Annotated in this window: 13 protein-coding genes; 2 read left to right on the top strand and 11 right to left on the bottom strand. The window is 57.9% G+C overall.

The window, feature by feature from the left end:
* The first annotated feature begins 27 nt into the window (after positions 1 to 27).
* A complete protein-coding gene (locus tag ABD796_RS15415) occupies positions 28 to 1,269 on the top strand; it encodes a PASTA domain-containing protein (RefSeq protein WP_344909038.1) in 1,242 nt (413 codons plus the stop codon).
* Between the two features lie 87 nt (positions 1,270 to 1,356).
* On the opposite strand, the gene ABD796_RS15410 is transcribed toward ABD796_RS15415, so the two are convergent.
* The 4 genes from ABD796_RS15410 to ABD796_RS15395 form a co-directional block, all read right to left on the bottom strand.
* Positions 1,357 to 2,187, bottom strand: a complete 831-nt coding sequence (locus ABD796_RS15410; RefSeq protein WP_344909037.1) for a hypothetical protein — start codon at positions 2,185 to 2,187, stop codon at positions 1,357 to 1,359.
* Positions 2,184 to 4,439: a heavy metal translocating P-type ATPase gene (locus tag ABD796_RS15405; protein ID WP_344909036.1), complete on the bottom strand. Its 2,256-nt coding sequence runs from the start codon at positions 4,437 to 4,439 to the stop codon at positions 2,184 to 2,186. The genes ABD796_RS15410 and ABD796_RS15405 overlap by 4 nt, the downstream gene beginning before the upstream one ends.
* A 127-nt stretch (positions 4,440 to 4,566) precedes the next feature.
* Positions 4,567 to 4,767, bottom strand: coding sequence for a copper ion binding protein (locus ABD796_RS15400; RefSeq protein WP_344909035.1), 201 nt, complete (start codon positions 4,765 to 4,767; stop codon positions 4,567 to 4,569).
* Between the two features lie 110 nt (positions 4,768 to 4,877).
* Positions 4,878 to 5,246, bottom strand: a complete 369-nt coding sequence (locus ABD796_RS15395; RefSeq protein WP_344909034.1) for an ArsR/SmtB family transcription factor — start codon at positions 5,244 to 5,246, stop codon at positions 4,878 to 4,880.
* Positions 5,247 to 5,425: 179 nt separating this feature from the next.
* Here ABD796_RS15395 and ABD796_RS15390 point away from each other — a divergent pair, with 179 nt between their 5' ends.
* Positions 5,426 to 6,427, top strand: a complete 1,002-nt coding sequence (locus ABD796_RS15390; protein ID WP_344909033.1) for a cation diffusion facilitator family transporter — start codon at positions 5,426 to 5,428, stop codon at positions 6,425 to 6,427.
* A 100-nt stretch (positions 6,428 to 6,527) separates the two neighbouring features.
* On the opposite strand, the gene ABD796_RS15385 is transcribed toward ABD796_RS15390, so the two are convergent.
* The 7 genes from ABD796_RS15385 to ABD796_RS15355 form a co-directional block, all read right to left on the bottom strand.
* Positions 6,528 to 7,085, bottom strand: coding sequence for a GNAT family N-acetyltransferase (locus ABD796_RS15385; protein ID WP_344909032.1), 558 nt, complete (start codon positions 7,083 to 7,085; stop codon positions 6,528 to 6,530).
* Between the two features lie 136 nt (positions 7,086 to 7,221).
* Positions 7,222 to 7,995 carry a stalk domain-containing protein gene (locus ABD796_RS15380; RefSeq protein WP_344909031.1) on the bottom strand — a complete coding sequence of 258 codons (774 nt, stop codon included), beginning with the start codon at positions 7,993 to 7,995 and terminating at the stop codon, positions 7,222 to 7,224.
* Between the two features lie 155 nt (positions 7,996 to 8,150).
* The gene (locus tag ABD796_RS15375) at positions 8,151 to 10,373 is read right to left on the bottom strand and encodes a hypothetical protein (RefSeq protein ID WP_344909030.1); all 2,223 of its coding nucleotides are present in this window, start codon (positions 10,371 to 10,373) and stop codon (positions 8,151 to 8,153) included.
* Between the two features lie 22 nt (positions 10,374 to 10,395).
* Positions 10,396 to 11,574, bottom strand: a complete 1,179-nt coding sequence (locus tag ABD796_RS15370) for an ABC transporter permease (RefSeq protein WP_344909029.1) — start codon at positions 11,572 to 11,574, stop codon at positions 10,396 to 10,398.
* Positions 11,571 to 12,281: an ABC transporter ATP-binding protein gene (locus ABD796_RS15365; protein ID WP_344909028.1), complete on the bottom strand. Its 711-nt coding sequence runs from the start codon at positions 12,279 to 12,281 to the stop codon at positions 11,571 to 11,573. The genes ABD796_RS15370 and ABD796_RS15365 overlap by 4 nt, the downstream gene beginning before the upstream one ends.
* A gap of 2 nt (positions 12,282 to 12,283) precedes the next feature.
* Positions 12,284 to 14,005 carry an efflux RND transporter periplasmic adaptor subunit gene (locus ABD796_RS15360; RefSeq protein WP_344909027.1) on the bottom strand — a complete coding sequence of 574 codons (1,722 nt, stop codon included), beginning with the start codon at positions 14,003 to 14,005 and terminating at the stop codon, positions 12,284 to 12,286.
* A gap of 411 nt (positions 14,006 to 14,416) precedes the next feature.
* Positions 14,417 to 15,946 (bottom strand): hypothetical protein, encoded by a 1,530-nt coding sequence (locus ABD796_RS15355; RefSeq protein WP_344909026.1) that lies wholly within the window; start codon positions 15,944 to 15,946, stop codon positions 14,417 to 14,419.
* Positions 15,947 to 15,979: the final 33 nt, after the last annotated feature.

Below are 15,979 nucleotides of genomic sequence, written 5' to 3'. Positions count from 1 at the left end.
AGGAAAGAAACAAACGAGGTGATTCCAATGAGGCCGATCTCCGACCGGTACGAGTTGAAGCAGCAGCTTGCGCCTCTCCGCGACGGGCAGCTGTATGAAGGCAAAGATCTTTCCCTGCAGCGTACCGTGTTCGTCTATTCGCTGAAACTGCAGGACGAGCCGGCCGTCCGCGAGTACGTGCGCAAATTGGGCAGCGCGGCGCACCAAGGCGGGACCGACTCGCCCTTTCTGCATGTGCTGGATGCCGAAATCGGAACGGATTCGATCCATGTCATTATTTCCTATAAACCCGGGTGCTCGCTGCGGCAGTTTATCGCAAAAGAGCCGTATTCCTATCAGAATGCGCTGACCATGGCCGCCGATCTGGGTCAAGCGCTGCTCGACGCGGCGACCGAACGCCCTATGGACTTCTCGATTGGGGCGGATAACCTGTGGGTCACCGAAGATGGCGTCATCAACGTCATCAATACGTGGGAATGCCCGGCGGAAGGCTCTCGGCTCGCCCACGAGCTCAGCTCTCTGTTGACGCAACTGCTCGCCCATTCGCAGCAGCCGCCCGCCGGCACGGACGAAATCGCCGCTCTGCTCGGAAATGCGCTGCCGGCGCTGCCCGCGGCCAAAAAAGAGGACTTCGTGGCGACGGTACAGGACGCTTGGAAGGAGAAGCTGACGCTCGCTTCCCTGCTTCCGTTCATCCGGATGCTGCAGCCGTCCGCGCCAGGTACGGAGCCGATAAGTAGCGTTCCGTCAGCACCCGCAGCCCCGCAGACTACGCCGCTCTGGACGGAAGAGGAGCAGGAGGAGGACGACGAGCCGGTCCGGTCGCGGCGCAGATCGTTCCGGACCGGCAAGAGGCTGGCGGTCGGACTCGCGTCGGTAGTGGGAGTAGCCTTGGTCGCCGTTATTTCAGTGCCGCTGATCGACTCGCTCAACCGCAGCTCGAAGAAATCGGAGCCGGCGCCTGTCGTAGCCGAGCAGACACCGAAGACGAGCGAGCCGGTCAAGAACGTCCCCGCTCCGCCTAAGGATACGTCCCAGACTTCCGCGTCGACCAACAATCCGATCATCCCCGTACCAACGATTACCGGGCTTTCGAAGGAAGTCGCAGAGAAGCTGATGTTGGATTCGGGGCTGCGTTATGAATTTTATTTGGAGACGAACGACAAAGAAGCCGGTCTCGTGTTCAAGCAGGAGCCTTTGCCTAACGCGCAAGTCGAGAAAGGCAGCAGCGTCACGTTCTGGATCAGTAAAGGTCCGGTCAAGCAATAAATTCTATGCGCATAAGCAAAAAAGCACCGCACGAGGGGTTATTATCTCCCTTCATGCGGTGCTTTTCAGGTTGGAAGCAGCTCCGGCTTACGGAACGTTAACCACGAACGGCACGATGAACGTTTGGCCGTTTTGCTGAAATTGCCCCCATATTTTGTACGTTCCGGCTGCCGGAAAGGTCGTCATAAACGAGGCGTCGGGACCTTTCGCCTTCTCGTCGGTCGGATGCACGTGGAGATAGCGCTCCCCATCCGCGCTCAAAATGACGACGTGGCCAACCGCCCCCAAGTAAGGCTGCAAATCGGTAATCGGCTTCTTCGTCTTCGCATCGACGAGATGGAAGTTCAGCTTGATCTCCATATTGGCCATCAGATGATCGTAGGACAACGTCACTTCCTTGCCCTCCAGCGTCTTCGTCAGCTTGGCGTCGGCCGCAATCGGGACGGGAGCCGCTTTCGGACCGTCCACGGCGATCCGCTCGCTCTTGGTGACAGCCGCTCCTCCCGTCGGTACGTAGTCTGCAAACAGCTTGTATTCCCCGCCCGACGGAAAACGGGTGTCGATCTCGAATAGCCCCCCGCCCTTATAAACCGGATGAATATGGTCGAACACCGACAAATCTTGACTGACGATAATCAAATGCATCATCTTCTCGTGGTTCAGGTCGAATTTCTCGACCGGCTTTCCTTGAGCGTCCTGAATTTGCACGGAAACGGTCGTATTTGCCCCGGCCTGCGGCTTGGCGGCCGATAGCTTCCAAACCGCTTTAGTCGAGTCGGGAACAGCAGCCTCCTTGCCGTCCCCTGCATGCTGCCCATGACCGTCATGCCCGGCAGCGGCAGGGTCTGCGGCTTTGCCGCAGGCGGATACGAATACGAGCGATAAGGCTAAAGCGATTGCGGTCCAATGTCGTTTCATTGTTTTCCTCCGGACTGTAGTCGGATTCGCTGCAGCCGCAGCGCGTTCAGGACGACGGATACCGAGCTCAAGGCCATCGCGGCTCCGGCTAGCCAGGGAGCAAGAAAGCCCATGGCGGCGATCGGAATGCCGATCACATTGTAGGCGAGCGCCCAGAACAAATTTTGCTTAATGTTGCCCATCGTTCTCTTGCTCATGTAAATAGCGTCAGGAATCGCGTTCAAATCTCCGCGCATCAGCGTAACGTCGGCCGATGCGATCGCCACGTCGGTTCCCGTGCCGACCGCCATGCCGATGTCCGCCGTCGCGAGCGCTGGAGCGTCGTTGATGCCGTCCCCGACCATGGCGACATGGCGTCCGCTCTGCTGCAGTTTCTTCACCTCGGCGGCCTTTCCTTCGGGCAGCACTTCCGCAAGCACCTCGTCGATTCCGGCCTGGCGGGCGATAGCAGCAGCCGTGCGCTCGTTATCGCCGGTCATCATGACGACCTGCAGCCCCAACTCCTTCAGCCTGCTCACTGCTTGCTTCGACGTCTCCTTAATCGTATCGGAAACCGCCAGCATCCCGGCGTACGTTCCGTCCACGGCGGCAAGCATGACCGTCTTGCCCTGTTCTTCCAGTTCGGTCATCCGTGAAGCCGAATTTCCGAGCGAAATGCCGTGCTGCGCCATCAGCTTACGCGTACCGACCAGCAGATCGCGCCCTTCCGACACGGCGCGAATGCCGTAGCCCGGTATGGCTTCGAACGATTCGGATGCGGCGATGGCAATTCCCCGGCTTTCGATACCGCGTACGATTGCCTCTGCCAAAGGATGCTCCGAATTCCGCTCGGCCGCCGCAATCCAGGAAAGCAGCCGCTCCTCCGGCCACGACGATTCGAGTACGGTGTCTGTCAATTCGGGCTTGCCGTTGGTGACCGTGCCGGTTTTGTCCAGCACGACCGTCTCGATCCGGTGCGTCGCCTCCAGAAATTCTCCGCCTTTGAACAAAATACCCAGCTCCGCAGCCCGGCCGGAGCCGGCCATAATCGAGGTCGGCGTGGCCAGTCCGAGCGCGCAAGGACAAGCGATAACGAGAACGGCGATCGCCTTCTCGAGCGCCCCGGCGAAATTGCCGGAATCGACCCCGAAATACCAGACAAGGAATGTAACGATAGCAAGCCCGACCACGATCGGAACGAAAATGCCCGAGATGACGTCGGCGATGCGCTGGATCGGCGCCTTCGAGCCTTGCGCTTCCTCCACCACCCGGATAATCTGCGCCAGCGCCGTTTCCTTGCCAACTTTGGTGGCGCGAATGCGCAGCGCTCCATTGCGGTTCAAGGTCGCGCCGATCACTGCGTCGCCGGCCCGCTTGTCGACCGGAATGCTTTCCCCGGTCAGCATCGATTCGTCTACGGCGGACGATCCTTCCAGCACTTCGCCGTCGACCGGTATTTTCTCCCCCGGCTTGACGATGACGATGTCGCCGGCGATAACGTCCTCTACCGGAACGACCGCCTCCTTGCCGTCCCTCACGACGAGAGCCGTCTTGGCCTGGAGCCCCATCAGCGCCTTGATCGCCTCCGAGGAGCGGCCTTTCGCCAGCGCCTCGAACAGCTTGCCAAGCAGGATCAGCGTAATGAGCACCGCGCTCGTCTCGTAGTACATATCGACCTGATGAGCATGCTGCTCTCCGATCGAGCGCAGCGTCAAGTATAGACTGTAGAAATAGGCGGCGGACGTACCGAGCGCTACCAGCACGTCCATATTCGCGCTGCCGTTGCGCAGCGCTTTATAGGCGCCGACGTAAAACGTTCTGCCGATCACAAACTGCACCGGCGTAGCCAGCGCCAGCTGGAACCACGGATTCATAAACCATTCGGGCACCCACAGCCAGGAGGTAAAGGAGAAGTGTCCCGCCATTGCCCACAGCAGCGGCAAGGACAGGATCGCCGAGACGATCAGCTTCCGCTTTTGTCTGCCGAGTTCCTTCTTCCGTTCAGCCGCCGTGTCCTTGACTTCTTCCTTCGGTTTGGCGTGATACCCGAGCTGCTCCACTTTCTTGATCATATCGGATAGCGTCGCATCGGCCGGGGCATAATCGACTTGGGCCGTTTCCATCGCCAAATTAACGGTAGCCCGCTGAACGCCAGGCAGCTTGTTCAATCCCTTCTCGATCCGCGTAGCGCACGCGGCGCACGTCATACCAGTAATTTGCATCGTAGCCTGCCGCGTTTGAGCCGAATCGGCTGTTTGCTCGTTAGCGCTCATCTTCATCACCTTCGCTGCTTATGTTGTCATATACCCCCACGGGGTACTTTTTAGAGTAAAAGAGAGAGCCACCGTAAGATGGCTCGCTTGCTTGAGTGCGTCAGCGGATCAATCTTTCGTTCCGCTATTAGACGACGTCGTAGCCTTGATCCTCGATAGCGTCTTTAATCGCGCCGAGCGTCAGCTTGGCATCATCGTATTGGACGGCGACAGAATGGCTGGCGAGGTCTACTTTGGCAGTAGCCCCCAAGTTTTTCAGCGTGCTCTCAATAGAGTTTACGCAATGACCGCAAGACATTCCTTTGACTTGCAAATTGACGTTTTGCATATCGGTTCCTCCCTGTTCTCATAAAAGGATGCATGATTAGCAGCTGCATCTACAATATACAATACCCCCAGGGGGTATGTCAAGGCTTTAGCGTCAATTGTATTTCGGTCTTACTGATGCTTTAAATGCTGGAGCGTTTGCACGAATATTTGCTCGATATGGTTGTCGTCCAGCGAATAGTAGACGGTTTTGCCCGCTTTCCTTCTCTTGACGATGCGCAAATTGCGCAAATAACGGAGCTGATGGGATATCGCCGATTGCCCCATTTCCAACAGCACGGACAGATCGTGGACGCAAAGCTCCTTGTCCAACATCGCGTAAATAAGCTTGATCCGCGTAGGATCGCCCAGCGCTTTGAATAGATCCGCCATGCCGCTGGCCGTCGTTTCCGTTATCATCGTTTGTTTCAAGCCGAGCAGATCGGTTTCGGTCCCTGTGCAAGTATCGTCGCAGGACTCCGGGTTGAGCAGCTTCTCCAATAGGACACCACCTATACTTAATCGTAACCATTTCGTTATAGATGTATTATACCAAAAGTTGCCTGAATCGCATCCATTACTCGGTTATGAATAAAGTTTGCACTTGCAACCATACTAAATGAGACATATAATTACATATGAATACATGTTCATATATTATTTTAAGGTGGTGCTTACATATGGAACATAGCCCCGTTTATCAAACTCATCGCGGTCACGATCATCCCCATAATCATGACCACGGTCACAGCCATGGTCCCAGCGATAACCATAACCATCACGGCCATTCGCATGGAATCGGCGGCCATCACGCCCCGAACAACAAGAAGGGGCTGACGATCGCGCTGCTGATTACGGCTTCCATCATGATCCTCGAATTCGCGGGGGGCTTATGGACGAACAGTCTCGCCCTGCTGTCCGATTCCGGGCATATGCTCAGCGACGCCGGAGCGCTGGTCTTAAGCTTGATGGCCTTATGGTTTGCCGTTCGTCCGCCCGCTCCGAACAAGACGTACGGCTACTACCGGTTTGAAATATTGGCAGCCCTGTTCAATGGCGCGACTTTGTTCGTCATCGCCGGATTCATTATATGGGAAGCGTACCATCGGCTGTGGAACCCCCCTACCGTATCCAGCGGCTCGATGATCGCCATTGCCTGCATCGGGCTCTTGGCTAATCTGGCTAGTGCCTGGGCGCTGCTGCGACAAGGAGATGTCAAAGACAACATCAACGTGCGCAGCGCCTACCTTCATGTGCTCGGGGATGCCCTCGGTTCGGTAGGAGCGATCGTGGCCGGCGTGCTGATGCTGGCATTTTCCTGGTACGTTGCCGATCCGATTATTAGCGTAGTGGTGGCGCTGCTCATTCTGAAAAGCGCTTGGGGCGTCATCCGGCAAGCGATCCATATTTTGATGGAGGGGACGCCGGCGACCGTCGATTGCGCGCAGGTAAAGAAGGCTTTGCTGCAAATCGAAGGCGTCCGCGAGGTGCACGATTTCCATGTATGGACGATTACGTCCGGACTCGATTCGTTAAGCTGTCATATTGTCATCGACGAGCCTTCCGACAGCCAGACCGTTTTACAGCAAGCAATCCATATCGTAGAGCAGCAATTCCGCATTATGCATACGACCATACAAGTGGAGACGCCAGCTCTTCAGCATGGAGACATGAAGGTTTAGCGGGGAAAAGGAAGATAAGACCCGGCTGCGATCATTTTGAAAATAAACCGGATATGGGCCTCTGTTTCTTGTATAGAGGCCCGGCCGAATATCCCTTCAGTCAAATCGTCTTGATCATCCGACGGAACAGGCTTCCGCTCACTTCCAGCAATCCGTCCTCACGGTAGCCCATTTTCTCATAAAGACCATAAGCCCGCTCGTTCTCTTCCTCCACGATCAGCGAAAGCCGGGGGAACCCGTCCGCTTTTCCTTTCGCTTCGAAAGCGCGCATCAGCGCCTTGGCAACGCCTTGTCCCTGGAACGCTTCGTCAACAGCGAGCGAGTCCAAGTAGTATTCGCCTTCCTGCGCTTCCTTTACGATCGTGTAGCCGGCTTGCCCCGGCTTGACGCGAATTCGTTCCAGCAGCGGCTCGTCCAACCGCTCAGCCCGGCTGCCGTCGTACGCAACCAATAAGCCGGCTAACTGGCCTCCGCGATCGTCCACGATCGTATTCTCATAGCTGATCCGGTTCTCCCTTGAACCGAAGAAATGCTTTAACGTCTCCATCGCCTGCTCATGGTCGTTCGTGCCCGCGAGCGAATAAGCGATCGAGCCGATCGCACTGTATAACAATGCCAGCGCCTGCTCCGCGTCTTTGGCCGTCGCCTGTCTGATCATTTGTGTTCGCCTTCCTTTCCAGCTACAGGTAGTCTTACCCACTATACCATTCCGGAACCGTTGCGCCAAAAAGCAGGTTGACCAACAACGCCTATCGTTTGAACCTTTCCAAAACAAAAAAACCGGGACCCGGAGGTCACGGATTTTTGCTTTGGAACTCGGCGAAGGCGCCTGCGAACGTCTCCTTCGCCTTCAGTTCCATGTCGAATGCATTGGCATAGCTGGTAATGTAATAATCCAGAAACTGCGACTGGCCCGACGATACGTACCGGCTGAAATGATCGACTGCGTTTTTGTAGTTCTGCATGGAGGTTTGGGCATTGTCCAGACTTTCCATCAGCTTCTTGTCCAGCAATCCCTTCTGCCTCGCTTCGTTCATCGCGCTGCCGCTCGTCTCGGTTACGATCGCCCAATACCGGTCTTCGAACGATTTCCAGTAAAATTCGTTCATCGGCTTGAAATAGTGGTCGTTTTTCTTAATATCGTAAAACTCTTTGGCAATACGGATTCGCTCGCGGATTGTCGATAATTCGTCGATGTAGGCATCGATCTTCTTGGACAGATCGCGCACGCTCTGCACGAGTTTCCGTTTCTCCGGATCTTCCGCTTGGCCGGACGTTGGGCTGCCGGCCGGGCTTGAGGCCGCCGCCGTGGTCGTAACGGTCGCGGTTGCCGTCGCCTGATCCCAGCCTACCTTTGCTCCCAGCGCTTCGCTGACAACCTTCAGCGGGATGAGGGTGTTGCCCTCCATATTAATGCCCGGTACCTCGCCGCGCACCTCTTTGCCGTTGACAACCACATTCACGACCGGATACCCTTTGTATTCCCCGGTCGTTCCTGCCGCAGCGGCTACACCCGATACGGCAAGGAGCAGACCGGCCGCGGCTAGCAAGCCCGTTTTCTTCTTCATCGCTCCACCTCTCCCTTCTCTCCCCTCTATTGTAGAGGAGAATCAAGAGACAGGCAACGCCGGCATCGACTGAAGGCGGGACTGTTCTAACCGCGCGCCGTAACGCCTTGAGCACGCAAAGCCGCTTAGATTTACATTATTACATTAGCCAAGTATTAATGGAATTCGGTCAGCTTGCGCTTCACGACTCCATTCGGCGTCTCGATCGATTCATAAACCACAACATAGTTAGTCGAATTGAATTGGTTCAGTTTCAAGTTCGAGAACGTGAGCTCGTTCATGCCGTTGACCAGCTTCGTCCCGCCGAGGAAGCCGATCGATTGGGTGGACATCACCTGACCGGTCGAATCGAGCAGATCGAATTGCAGCTTGGACAAGTTGGCGTCGGCAATAATTTGCTCGTTGCGCTTCAGATCGAGATCCATCCGCAGCGTGTACGAGAACGTCGTGCTAAGTACGCTGTGGAACAGCGTTTGATTGCCGAGCTTAACTTGGTACGGGTACACGTTCCAGACGTCAGACTTCAGATCGTCCTGCTGGAACGCCGTCTTGATCGTATCCAAAGGCACCTTGCCCTTATCTTTGGCGTTGTATACCCGCAGCAGCAGCGGTCCGGACGGATCTGCCGAAGACATCAGGAACGAATAGCTGACAAGGTAGCTGCTATTGGTGGACATCTGCGCCGGCACATTCACCTGCTTCGTGCCGGAATAGACGTGGCCTGCGGCATCCACCAGTTCCAGCGTCAAGTCCGGGGTGGCGAGCACGGTCGTGTCGGCATTCGTCAGCTTCAGCTTGGCGACGGCCGTACTGAAGCCGTTGTTTTCGTTGTCGTACAGCTTCAGCTCTGAAACGGCGACGTCGACCTTCTTGTCGAGCGCCAAAGCCAGTTTGCTGCCGATCTTATAAGGGGTGCCGCTGCCCTGCGTATAAATATCCGCCTTGCCAAGATTAGCCAGCAACACGGGCGCCGTCTTGGATGTGGTGTTCGAATTGGCATTCGAATTGGAATTGGAACTCGTATTGTTGGTGCCGCTTCCGGTATTGGCGCTGTTCGACGTGCCGCCGTTCGTACCGTTGCTAGACGACCCATTGGAGGTCGTACCGTTGTTGGACGATCCGTTCGAACCTGTCCCCGTCGAGTTGGCGGCCGTGCCGGAGCTGCGTGTTTCGAACAAGGCTACCTGCATATCCGCTACCTCGACGCCTTTAGGCATCAGCGCGCTGAACGAAAACGATTCTGATCCGTTTTGAGACAAATAGGCAGTGTGAACGGCCGGATCCTCCGCCGTTACGCTGACTCCGCCATTGCTCGACTGCAGCTTGGCAGTCAGCTTCGGTACCGCGACGACCTTCGCGCCGTTGTTGGCGACGTTCGCTTTGACCGTCACCCATTGTCCGTCGTCGCTTTGCGAAACGACAGCCGACTCGACCTTCACCGAGACGGTCTCCAGTCCCTGACTGTCCGTAAGCGTACGGGCTTCGCCGATTTCCAGCGCTTTGGCCGTCCGGCCAACCGCAAGGCTGTCCAATACGATCGGAGCCGTTCCGTTCAAATAGTAAAATTGCAGCGACCAGTTGCCGCCCGACTCGGCATCGGGAAGGGCCGCGCGAATCGTCATGCGCTGCGGCTTGCCGGGAAGCAGCGATTTATCCCCCCCGTCCACCGTCGTTACCGAGACGGTCTGTCCGGCCCCATCCTCCAGCCGCAGCTTCAAGCCGGCCGGCAGCGTCAAACCGGCATCGCCGGTATTCTCGATCAACAGATCGGCGTACAGGTTCCAATCATTGTTCTCGTACACGTAATATTCGTTGCCGACGCGGAAGCTGACAGTATCGCCGCTTCCCATCGCCGCATCGACCTTGGCGAGCGGCACGAGCGCTTGCGGTACGGCCTGCGCCGCCTCGGCAAGCGCGGCTGCGACCGACAGCGAGCCGAGATCCGTCATCGATACGGTCGAGCCGTAGTTCCAGGAAAATAGCGCCACTCTCAGATCGGACGCCTGCAAGCCTTTGGGCACCCGGGCCTCGTAGGCGAACTCCTGCGTTTTGCCCGGCTGCACGCGCGCGCTCTGCTGCCCCGATAATTGCGCGGAATAGCTGTACCCGGCGGCGTCCGTGACGCGAACGCCGAAATAGTTGTAATCGACGGCGTTGGCGCTGCCGTTGTGCAGTCCGACGGCGAAGCGCAAAATCGAATCGTCGGAGCCTGCGGAAAATCTCACCTTCTCCAGTGTAAAATAAACGTCGCCGCTCACGTAGACGCCTTCCTTGCCCGCTATCGCCGCATACGGCGTTAGTGCGAAGCAAAGGATGACGAACGCCAGCATAAGCGTTCTCGCTCTTCGATGCAGGGCGCTGCGTTGGTGTCGTTTCATTGCGATTGTAACCTCCATTGAGTTAATCGAATCGAAGCGCGTCGATCGGTTTCAGACGGGACGCCTTATTGGCCGGGTACAAGCCGAAGATGACGCCGACCAGCACCGAGAAGAGCAGAGCGTACAAGCCGACATCCAGCGACAGCTCGGTCGGCTGGGACGGATTGATCAGGGGCCATGCGAGCGAGGCCGCTATGCCTAGCAGCAGGCCGAGCAACCCGCCCAGACCGCTGATAACGGTCGCCTCCATCAAAAACTGGGTCAGAATATGTCTGCGCTGCGCCCCGATCGACTTGCGGATGCCGATTTCTCTCGTCCGCTCGCTGACCGTGACGAGCATAATGTTCATGATGCCGATCCCGCCGACCAGCAAGGAGATAAGCGCGACGCTGATCATCTGATTCGTCAGCGAGCTGGACGCTTGCTTGCGCGCATTCATCAGCTCGTCTTGATTCATGATCCTAAACCCGTTGCTGCTCTTGAACTTGGCCGTCAAAAACTGGGAGATCGTGTTCTGCGCGGCAGTCAGCTGGTTGATTTCCGGAGCTTCCAAGTAGGTTGTGCGGATTTGTCCCAGCTTGAACGCCCGCCGCGCCGTCTCGATCGGCACGATGATCGAGCTGTCCGGGGACGTGCCCCCGATGCTTGAGCCTTTGGCCTTCAGCTTGCCGACAATCGTGAAGACGATTCCGTCGATGTTGACGTCCTGGCCGACCGGGTCGACTTTGCCGAACAGCGTCTCCGCGGCCTCGCTGCCGATGACCGCCACCTGGCTGCGAAACTCGACATCCGCCGGGACAAGCTCCCGGCCTTTATCGATCTCGGTTTTCATCAGCGAAAAGTAACGATCGTTCGTCCCGATGACGTTGAACGTTTCGGAGGTGCGGTCGTACTTGACGTTGGAGCCGCTCTTCGTAACCGTAGGCGCGATGGAATCGATCTCGGGCAGCATCTCCAGATCCATGAGGCTGTTGTAGTCGAGCTGCGTAGCCCGTCCGTTGCCCAGCAGGTTGACGACCAGCAGATTGGTGCCGAGGCTTTCGTACTGTTTCTCGATTTGCGCGGTCGTGCCTTGCCCGATCGAAACAAGCGTAATGACCGAGCCGACGCCGATAATGACTCCCAGCATTGTAAGCAGCGTGCGCATCGGCTTGCTCATAATCGTGCGAAGCGCCATCGTCACCAGCTCGAATATGTTCATACCTGCACCACCTGCCTTGACGCGTCGGCATTCCGCTTGTCGTCGACGATCAGACCGTCGCGAATCGAGACGACCCGCTTGGCATTGTCGGCAATATGCAGGTCGTGCGTAATGAGCACGATCGTGTTGCCTTGCTCGTTCAGTTGGATCATCAGCTCCAGCACCTCCGCGCCCGTGCGGGAATCGAGCGCGCCGGTCGGCTCGTCGGCAAGCAGCAGCGACGGCGATCCGGCCAACGCCCGGGCAATGGCTACCCGCTGCTGCTGACCGCCGGACAGTTGGCTGGGCTTGTGCTCGACGCGCGGCCCCATGCCAAGCGACTCCAGCATCGCGCGCGCCCGCTCTCTGCGTTCGCTTTTGCTGACCCCGGCATAAATGAGCGGAAGCTCCACGTTTTCCAATGCGGTCAGGCGGGGCAGAAGATTGAACTGCTGAAAAATAAAGCCGATTTTCTTATTGCGCACGACGGCCAGTTGGCTGTCGTTGAGCTTCTCGGTAGCGACTCCGTCCAGCGTGTACGTGCCGGTTGTCGGACTGTCCAGCAAACCGATCATGTTCATCAGCGTCGATTTGCCGGAACCGCTCGGACCCACGATGGCGACAAAGTCGCCGGTATTGACCGTCAGCGACACGCCGCGCAAAATTTTGACTTCTTCGTCTCCGTGGCCGTATGTCTTGTGGATATCGGTCAGTTCGATGATGTTCATGCTTATCGTCCTCCCCCGCCGCCTCCGCCGCCTTGACCTCCGCCACCTTGTCCGCCTCCGCCGCCTTGCTGAATCTGGAAGGTCGCGCCACCGCCGCCGCCACCGCCGCCTTGCGGAAAGCCGCCTTGCTGAAACTGCTGGCGCAGCGCGTCGATCTGCTGCTGAGTGCCTTGGGTGCGCTGGCGCGTAGGCACAACGACCTCGTCGCCTTCGTTAAGCCCTTCGGTTACCTCGACGCTCGTTTTACTGCGAATGCCTATCTTGATCGGCGTGTTCTCCTGCAGTGTGCCGTCCGGCTTCTTTACCGTTACGGTCGCGGCCCCGCGCTGCAGCCTCAACGCTTCGACAGGTAAGGTCAGCACGTCCTTCTTGTCCTGGATCAAAATTTCCGCGGTTCCGGTCATCCCGTATTTAAGCTGCTGATCCTTGTTCTCCACGGCGACGACGGCATCGTAATAGGTGACTCCGCTCGTCGTGGTGCCGACGGTCGACACCTGCAGCACCTCGCCAGCGAACTTCCTGCCGGCAATCGCGTCCACGCTGACCTCCGCCTTCAGCCCCGGCTTGATATTGGTCAGATCGAGCTCGTCGACCTGAATCGGCAGCGTCATGACGTCAAGGCTGGCGACGCCCCCGAATAGCGCCCCGGACTCGACCGTCCCGCCGACCGGGAATTTGGCCAGCACGTTTTGTCTCTGATTGGCGAAGTCGGTGGAGAATACGCCGTCGAACGGAGCTTTGACGGTCAAGTCGTCAACCCGCTTCTGCGCCTGATCCACCGTATTTTTTTGCCGGTCTAGGCTGGCTTGCTTGGATGTAATCGAATCTTTGAGCGAATCGTTGACGACGACGGCGATAATGTCGCCGGCTTTGACGATATCTCCGGTCTTCTTCCGCAGCTCGGAGACGGTGCCCGACGTGTCCGACAGAAAAGCGGTCGTCTTCGCCGCCTCGAGCTTGGCGGTGCCTTTGGCCTTGATCTCCCGGCCGCCTAGCACGACCGTTCCGGTCACGTCCACGCCCGCATCCAGCGTGCCGTCATTCTCCACCGCCACTTCCACATCTACGAGACGGCTGCCAGCCGCATCCGATCTCAGCTCCTTACCGACCGACGTCACGCTGCCGGTTTTCGTCAGCGAATAGCCCGTCACGGTCAGGTCGACCGGATCGCCAACCTTGAACTGGATCGCCTCCTCCATCGGAAACGGCACCTTGACGGTCAGATTGGAAACGACGGAAATCGTCCCGACCTTCGCCGATTTGTTGACCGTGGAGCCGACGTCGAAGTTCGTGCCAAGCGTCAACTTGCCCGAAGCCGGAGCGATGATCCGCAAACTTTGCTGCTGCTTGACCAGATCGTCCAGCTCCTGCCGCAAGTTCTCATAGTTCGTTTGTGCGTCCTTCAAGTTGGATTCCAGCGTTGCATTGGACACCTCAACGAGAATATCGCCCTTCTTGACCGGTTGACTGCGGGTTAGGTTGAGCGTTTTGATCGTGCCGTCGGCCGGAGCCGCGATGTTTTGCAAATTTTGCGTCGAAAACTGAGACGTTCCCGACACGGACAGACGAATGCCGCCCTTTTGAACCTTAACCGTAGAAATCACGCTTTGAGCCGCGGATTTCGGACTGCCGGGTTTGCTGACGAACCAATAAGTGCCTCCGCCTCCCGCCACGATGACTACCGCCAGAACGACCGCCCACTTGGCTCCGCGTTTAAGTGCCATATGTCCATCTTCCCTTTCCCGTCCATACGACGGTTTCTAGTTTCTACAGCCTCCGGTCGATCCGCCGCCGTAGAGGTCTTCGCCGTCCGTAGTCGACACGGACGCGCGCGCAAGACGGCCATGGCCTCCGCTTCTGCAAGATTACGCTTTCAGCAAGCGGCAAAAGCAAACGGCAGGCCTGCAGCCTGCTGGTACGAAGTCAGAGCGAATGCCGTGTATGTACGTACGCTTCAAGATCTGATTTTGTACTAGCTTGGCCCGGCCCGTCTTGACGCAGCAAACGGATCTTCTTTCACGCATGAGGAGATTATAGGCGTCAATTGTGAACCATTTATGAACAAAACCTTAAAACCAGTTAAAACTTGAACGAGCCGCCCCGAACCGGAGCGGCCCGCCATGATCGCGCTGCGCTTAGGCGTTGTTCAGAAGCTGGACAAGCCCTGCCGTATAGCTCGATTTTGCCGATGCGACATCCTTCTCCGTAAACGTGCCGTCGGCCGCATACGCATTCAGCTGAACGGCAACCGATTTGACGAGCGCGCGCAGCAGCGCATCACTGTCCGTACCGGCTGCCTGAGCCAGCGTTTGGCCTTGAGCCAGCTTTTCCAGCAGCACGTCGGCTCTCGTGCCCGCCCAAGCGGCGACGTCTGCCGCGACTTGGCTAAGCCGGCCTTCGGCGTAATCTTGCGCGGACGCGGCGACCGCTGCATCATCGGCAATCGCGACAGCCTTGCTTTGCCCGTAGCCCGGCGCCGTCAACGCCGTCTTCAACTGCTCGTCCGCCTGCAGCTTCAGCTCGTCGGCATAGCCGGCAGACAGCTTACCATTCAGCCAAGCTTCGTCGACGGCATTGCCGATCATCGCGCTGATCGAGGGCAGCAGGTCCTTCTCGGTCAGGCCGGAAGCCGTTTCGATCGACGCGCCTTCCGCCAGGTCGCTGTAGAAATCGTCATACTCGCGCGAGGACAAGGCATACGCATAGTTGACGGCAAAGCCGAGCTGGCTTGCCAGCAGCGCGTTTCCGTACTGTTCCATCCATGGCGTCGTCTCCCGATCGTAGCCCGCTTCGGCGACGATCCGGCCCAAAGCCTCCAGACCTTCGCGCTTGCGCGTATCGGCGTCGGCGCGAGCAAGTTGGCCCGCTTGAACGGACGCATCCAGATCCTGATTCAGCATACCGGCAAGCTGAGCGGCGAGAGTCGCGGCATCCTGGCCGCTTGCTTCTGCAAGACTCCTGCCGTCACGCAGCGACTGACGCAGCTCGCGCGCATTGAGCTCCAACAAGGCGGCCGTATCCTCAATGACACGGTCCAACCGGCTTTGCACGATATCCGCGCCGCCGATCAGTGCCGCCTGCACGGACGCGCTGGTCGAAGCGCCGGCAATGACAGCCCGGATCGTTGCGATAGCGGACGCTTTCGTCTGCTCGGCTTCCCCGGCAGTCAACGCCCCGTTCTCCACGTCAGCCGACAAGCTCTGGGCTAGCGATTGCAGCAAAGCGGCTTCCAGATCGCCTGCCGGAACGCCGGACGCTTCGGACAACGATTTGCCGGTCAGCACTTCCTGCCATACCGTATCGAAATCCTGATCGCCGAGCGCGGCAGCCTGAGCGACGTACGAAGACAAGTTGCGACTGGCCAAAATATCAATATACGACACCTGCTTCGTCTGTTCCGCTGCGGCGCTAGGGCCGGTCGATTCGTCAGCGGCCGGGCTCGAGCCAGTCGACTCCTCCGCGTTCGCGCTCGTGCCGGTCGTCTCGTCCGCAGTCGTGCCGGTCGACTCGTCAGCGGTCACGCTCGCGCCGGTCGTCTCGTCCGCAGCGGTGACGCTCACCGTTTCGGCCCATGCCGCTTTTGCGGGCAGAAGCGCACCTCCGGACGCCGTAAGTACAGCCGCTCCCATCAGTACGGCCAATCTCTTTTTCATCGTTTCTCTCATCTCTCTCCATCCTTCCGACGATGTATTGGTTTA

Origin of the sequence: Paenibacillus hodogayensis, assembly GCF_039536325.1 — a bacterium.
GTDB lineage: Bacteria > Bacillota > Bacilli > Paenibacillales > NBRC-103111 > Paenibacillus_AB > Paenibacillus_AB hodogayensis.
The sequence above is the reverse complement of the archived record's forward strand: the minus strand, read 5'-3'. Positions and strand labels throughout refer to the sequence as shown.

Excerpts from the sequence above, each read along its gene's own strand:
- ABD796_RS15415 (WP_344909038.1), top strand. The coding sequence starts at position 28 with ATGAGGCCGATCTCCGACCGGTACGAGTTGAAGCAGCAGCTTGCGCCT.
- ABD796_RS15410 (WP_344909037.1), bottom strand. The coding sequence starts at position 2,187 with ATGAAACGACATTGGACCGCAATCGCTTTAGCCTTATCGCTCGTATTC.
- ABD796_RS15405 (WP_344909036.1), bottom strand. The coding sequence starts at position 4,439 with ATGAGCGCTAACGAGCAAACAGCCGATTCGGCTCAAACGCGGCAGGCT.
- ABD796_RS15400 (WP_344909035.1), bottom strand. The coding sequence starts at position 4,767 with ATGCAAAACGTCAATTTGCAAGTCAAAGGAATGTCTTGCGGTCATTGC.
- ABD796_RS15390 (WP_344909033.1), top strand. The coding sequence starts at position 5,426 with ATGGAACATAGCCCCGTTTATCAAACTCATCGCGGTCACGATCATCCC.
- ABD796_RS15385 (WP_344909032.1), bottom strand. The coding sequence starts at position 7,085 with ATGATCAGACAGGCGACGGCCAAAGACGCGGAGCAGGCGCTGGCATTG.
- ABD796_RS15380 (WP_344909031.1), bottom strand. The coding sequence starts at position 7,995 with ATGAAGAAGAAAACGGGCTTGCTAGCCGCGGCCGGTCTGCTCCTTGCC.
- ABD796_RS15375 (WP_344909030.1), bottom strand. The coding sequence starts at position 10,373 with ATGAAACGACACCAACGCAGCGCCCTGCATCGAAGAGCGAGAACGCTT.
- ABD796_RS15370 (WP_344909029.1), bottom strand. The coding sequence starts at position 11,574 with ATGAACATATTCGAGCTGGTGACGATGGCGCTTCGCACGATTATGAGC.
- ABD796_RS15365 (WP_344909028.1), bottom strand. The coding sequence starts at position 12,281 with ATGAACATCATCGAACTGACCGATATCCACAAGACATACGGCCACGGA.
- ABD796_RS15360 (WP_344909027.1), bottom strand. The coding sequence starts at position 14,005 with ATGGCACTTAAACGCGGAGCCAAGTGGGCGGTCGTTCTGGCGGTAGTC.
- ABD796_RS15355 (WP_344909026.1), bottom strand. The coding sequence starts at position 15,946 with ATGAGAGAAACGATGAAAAAGAGATTGGCCGTACTGATGGGAGCGGCT.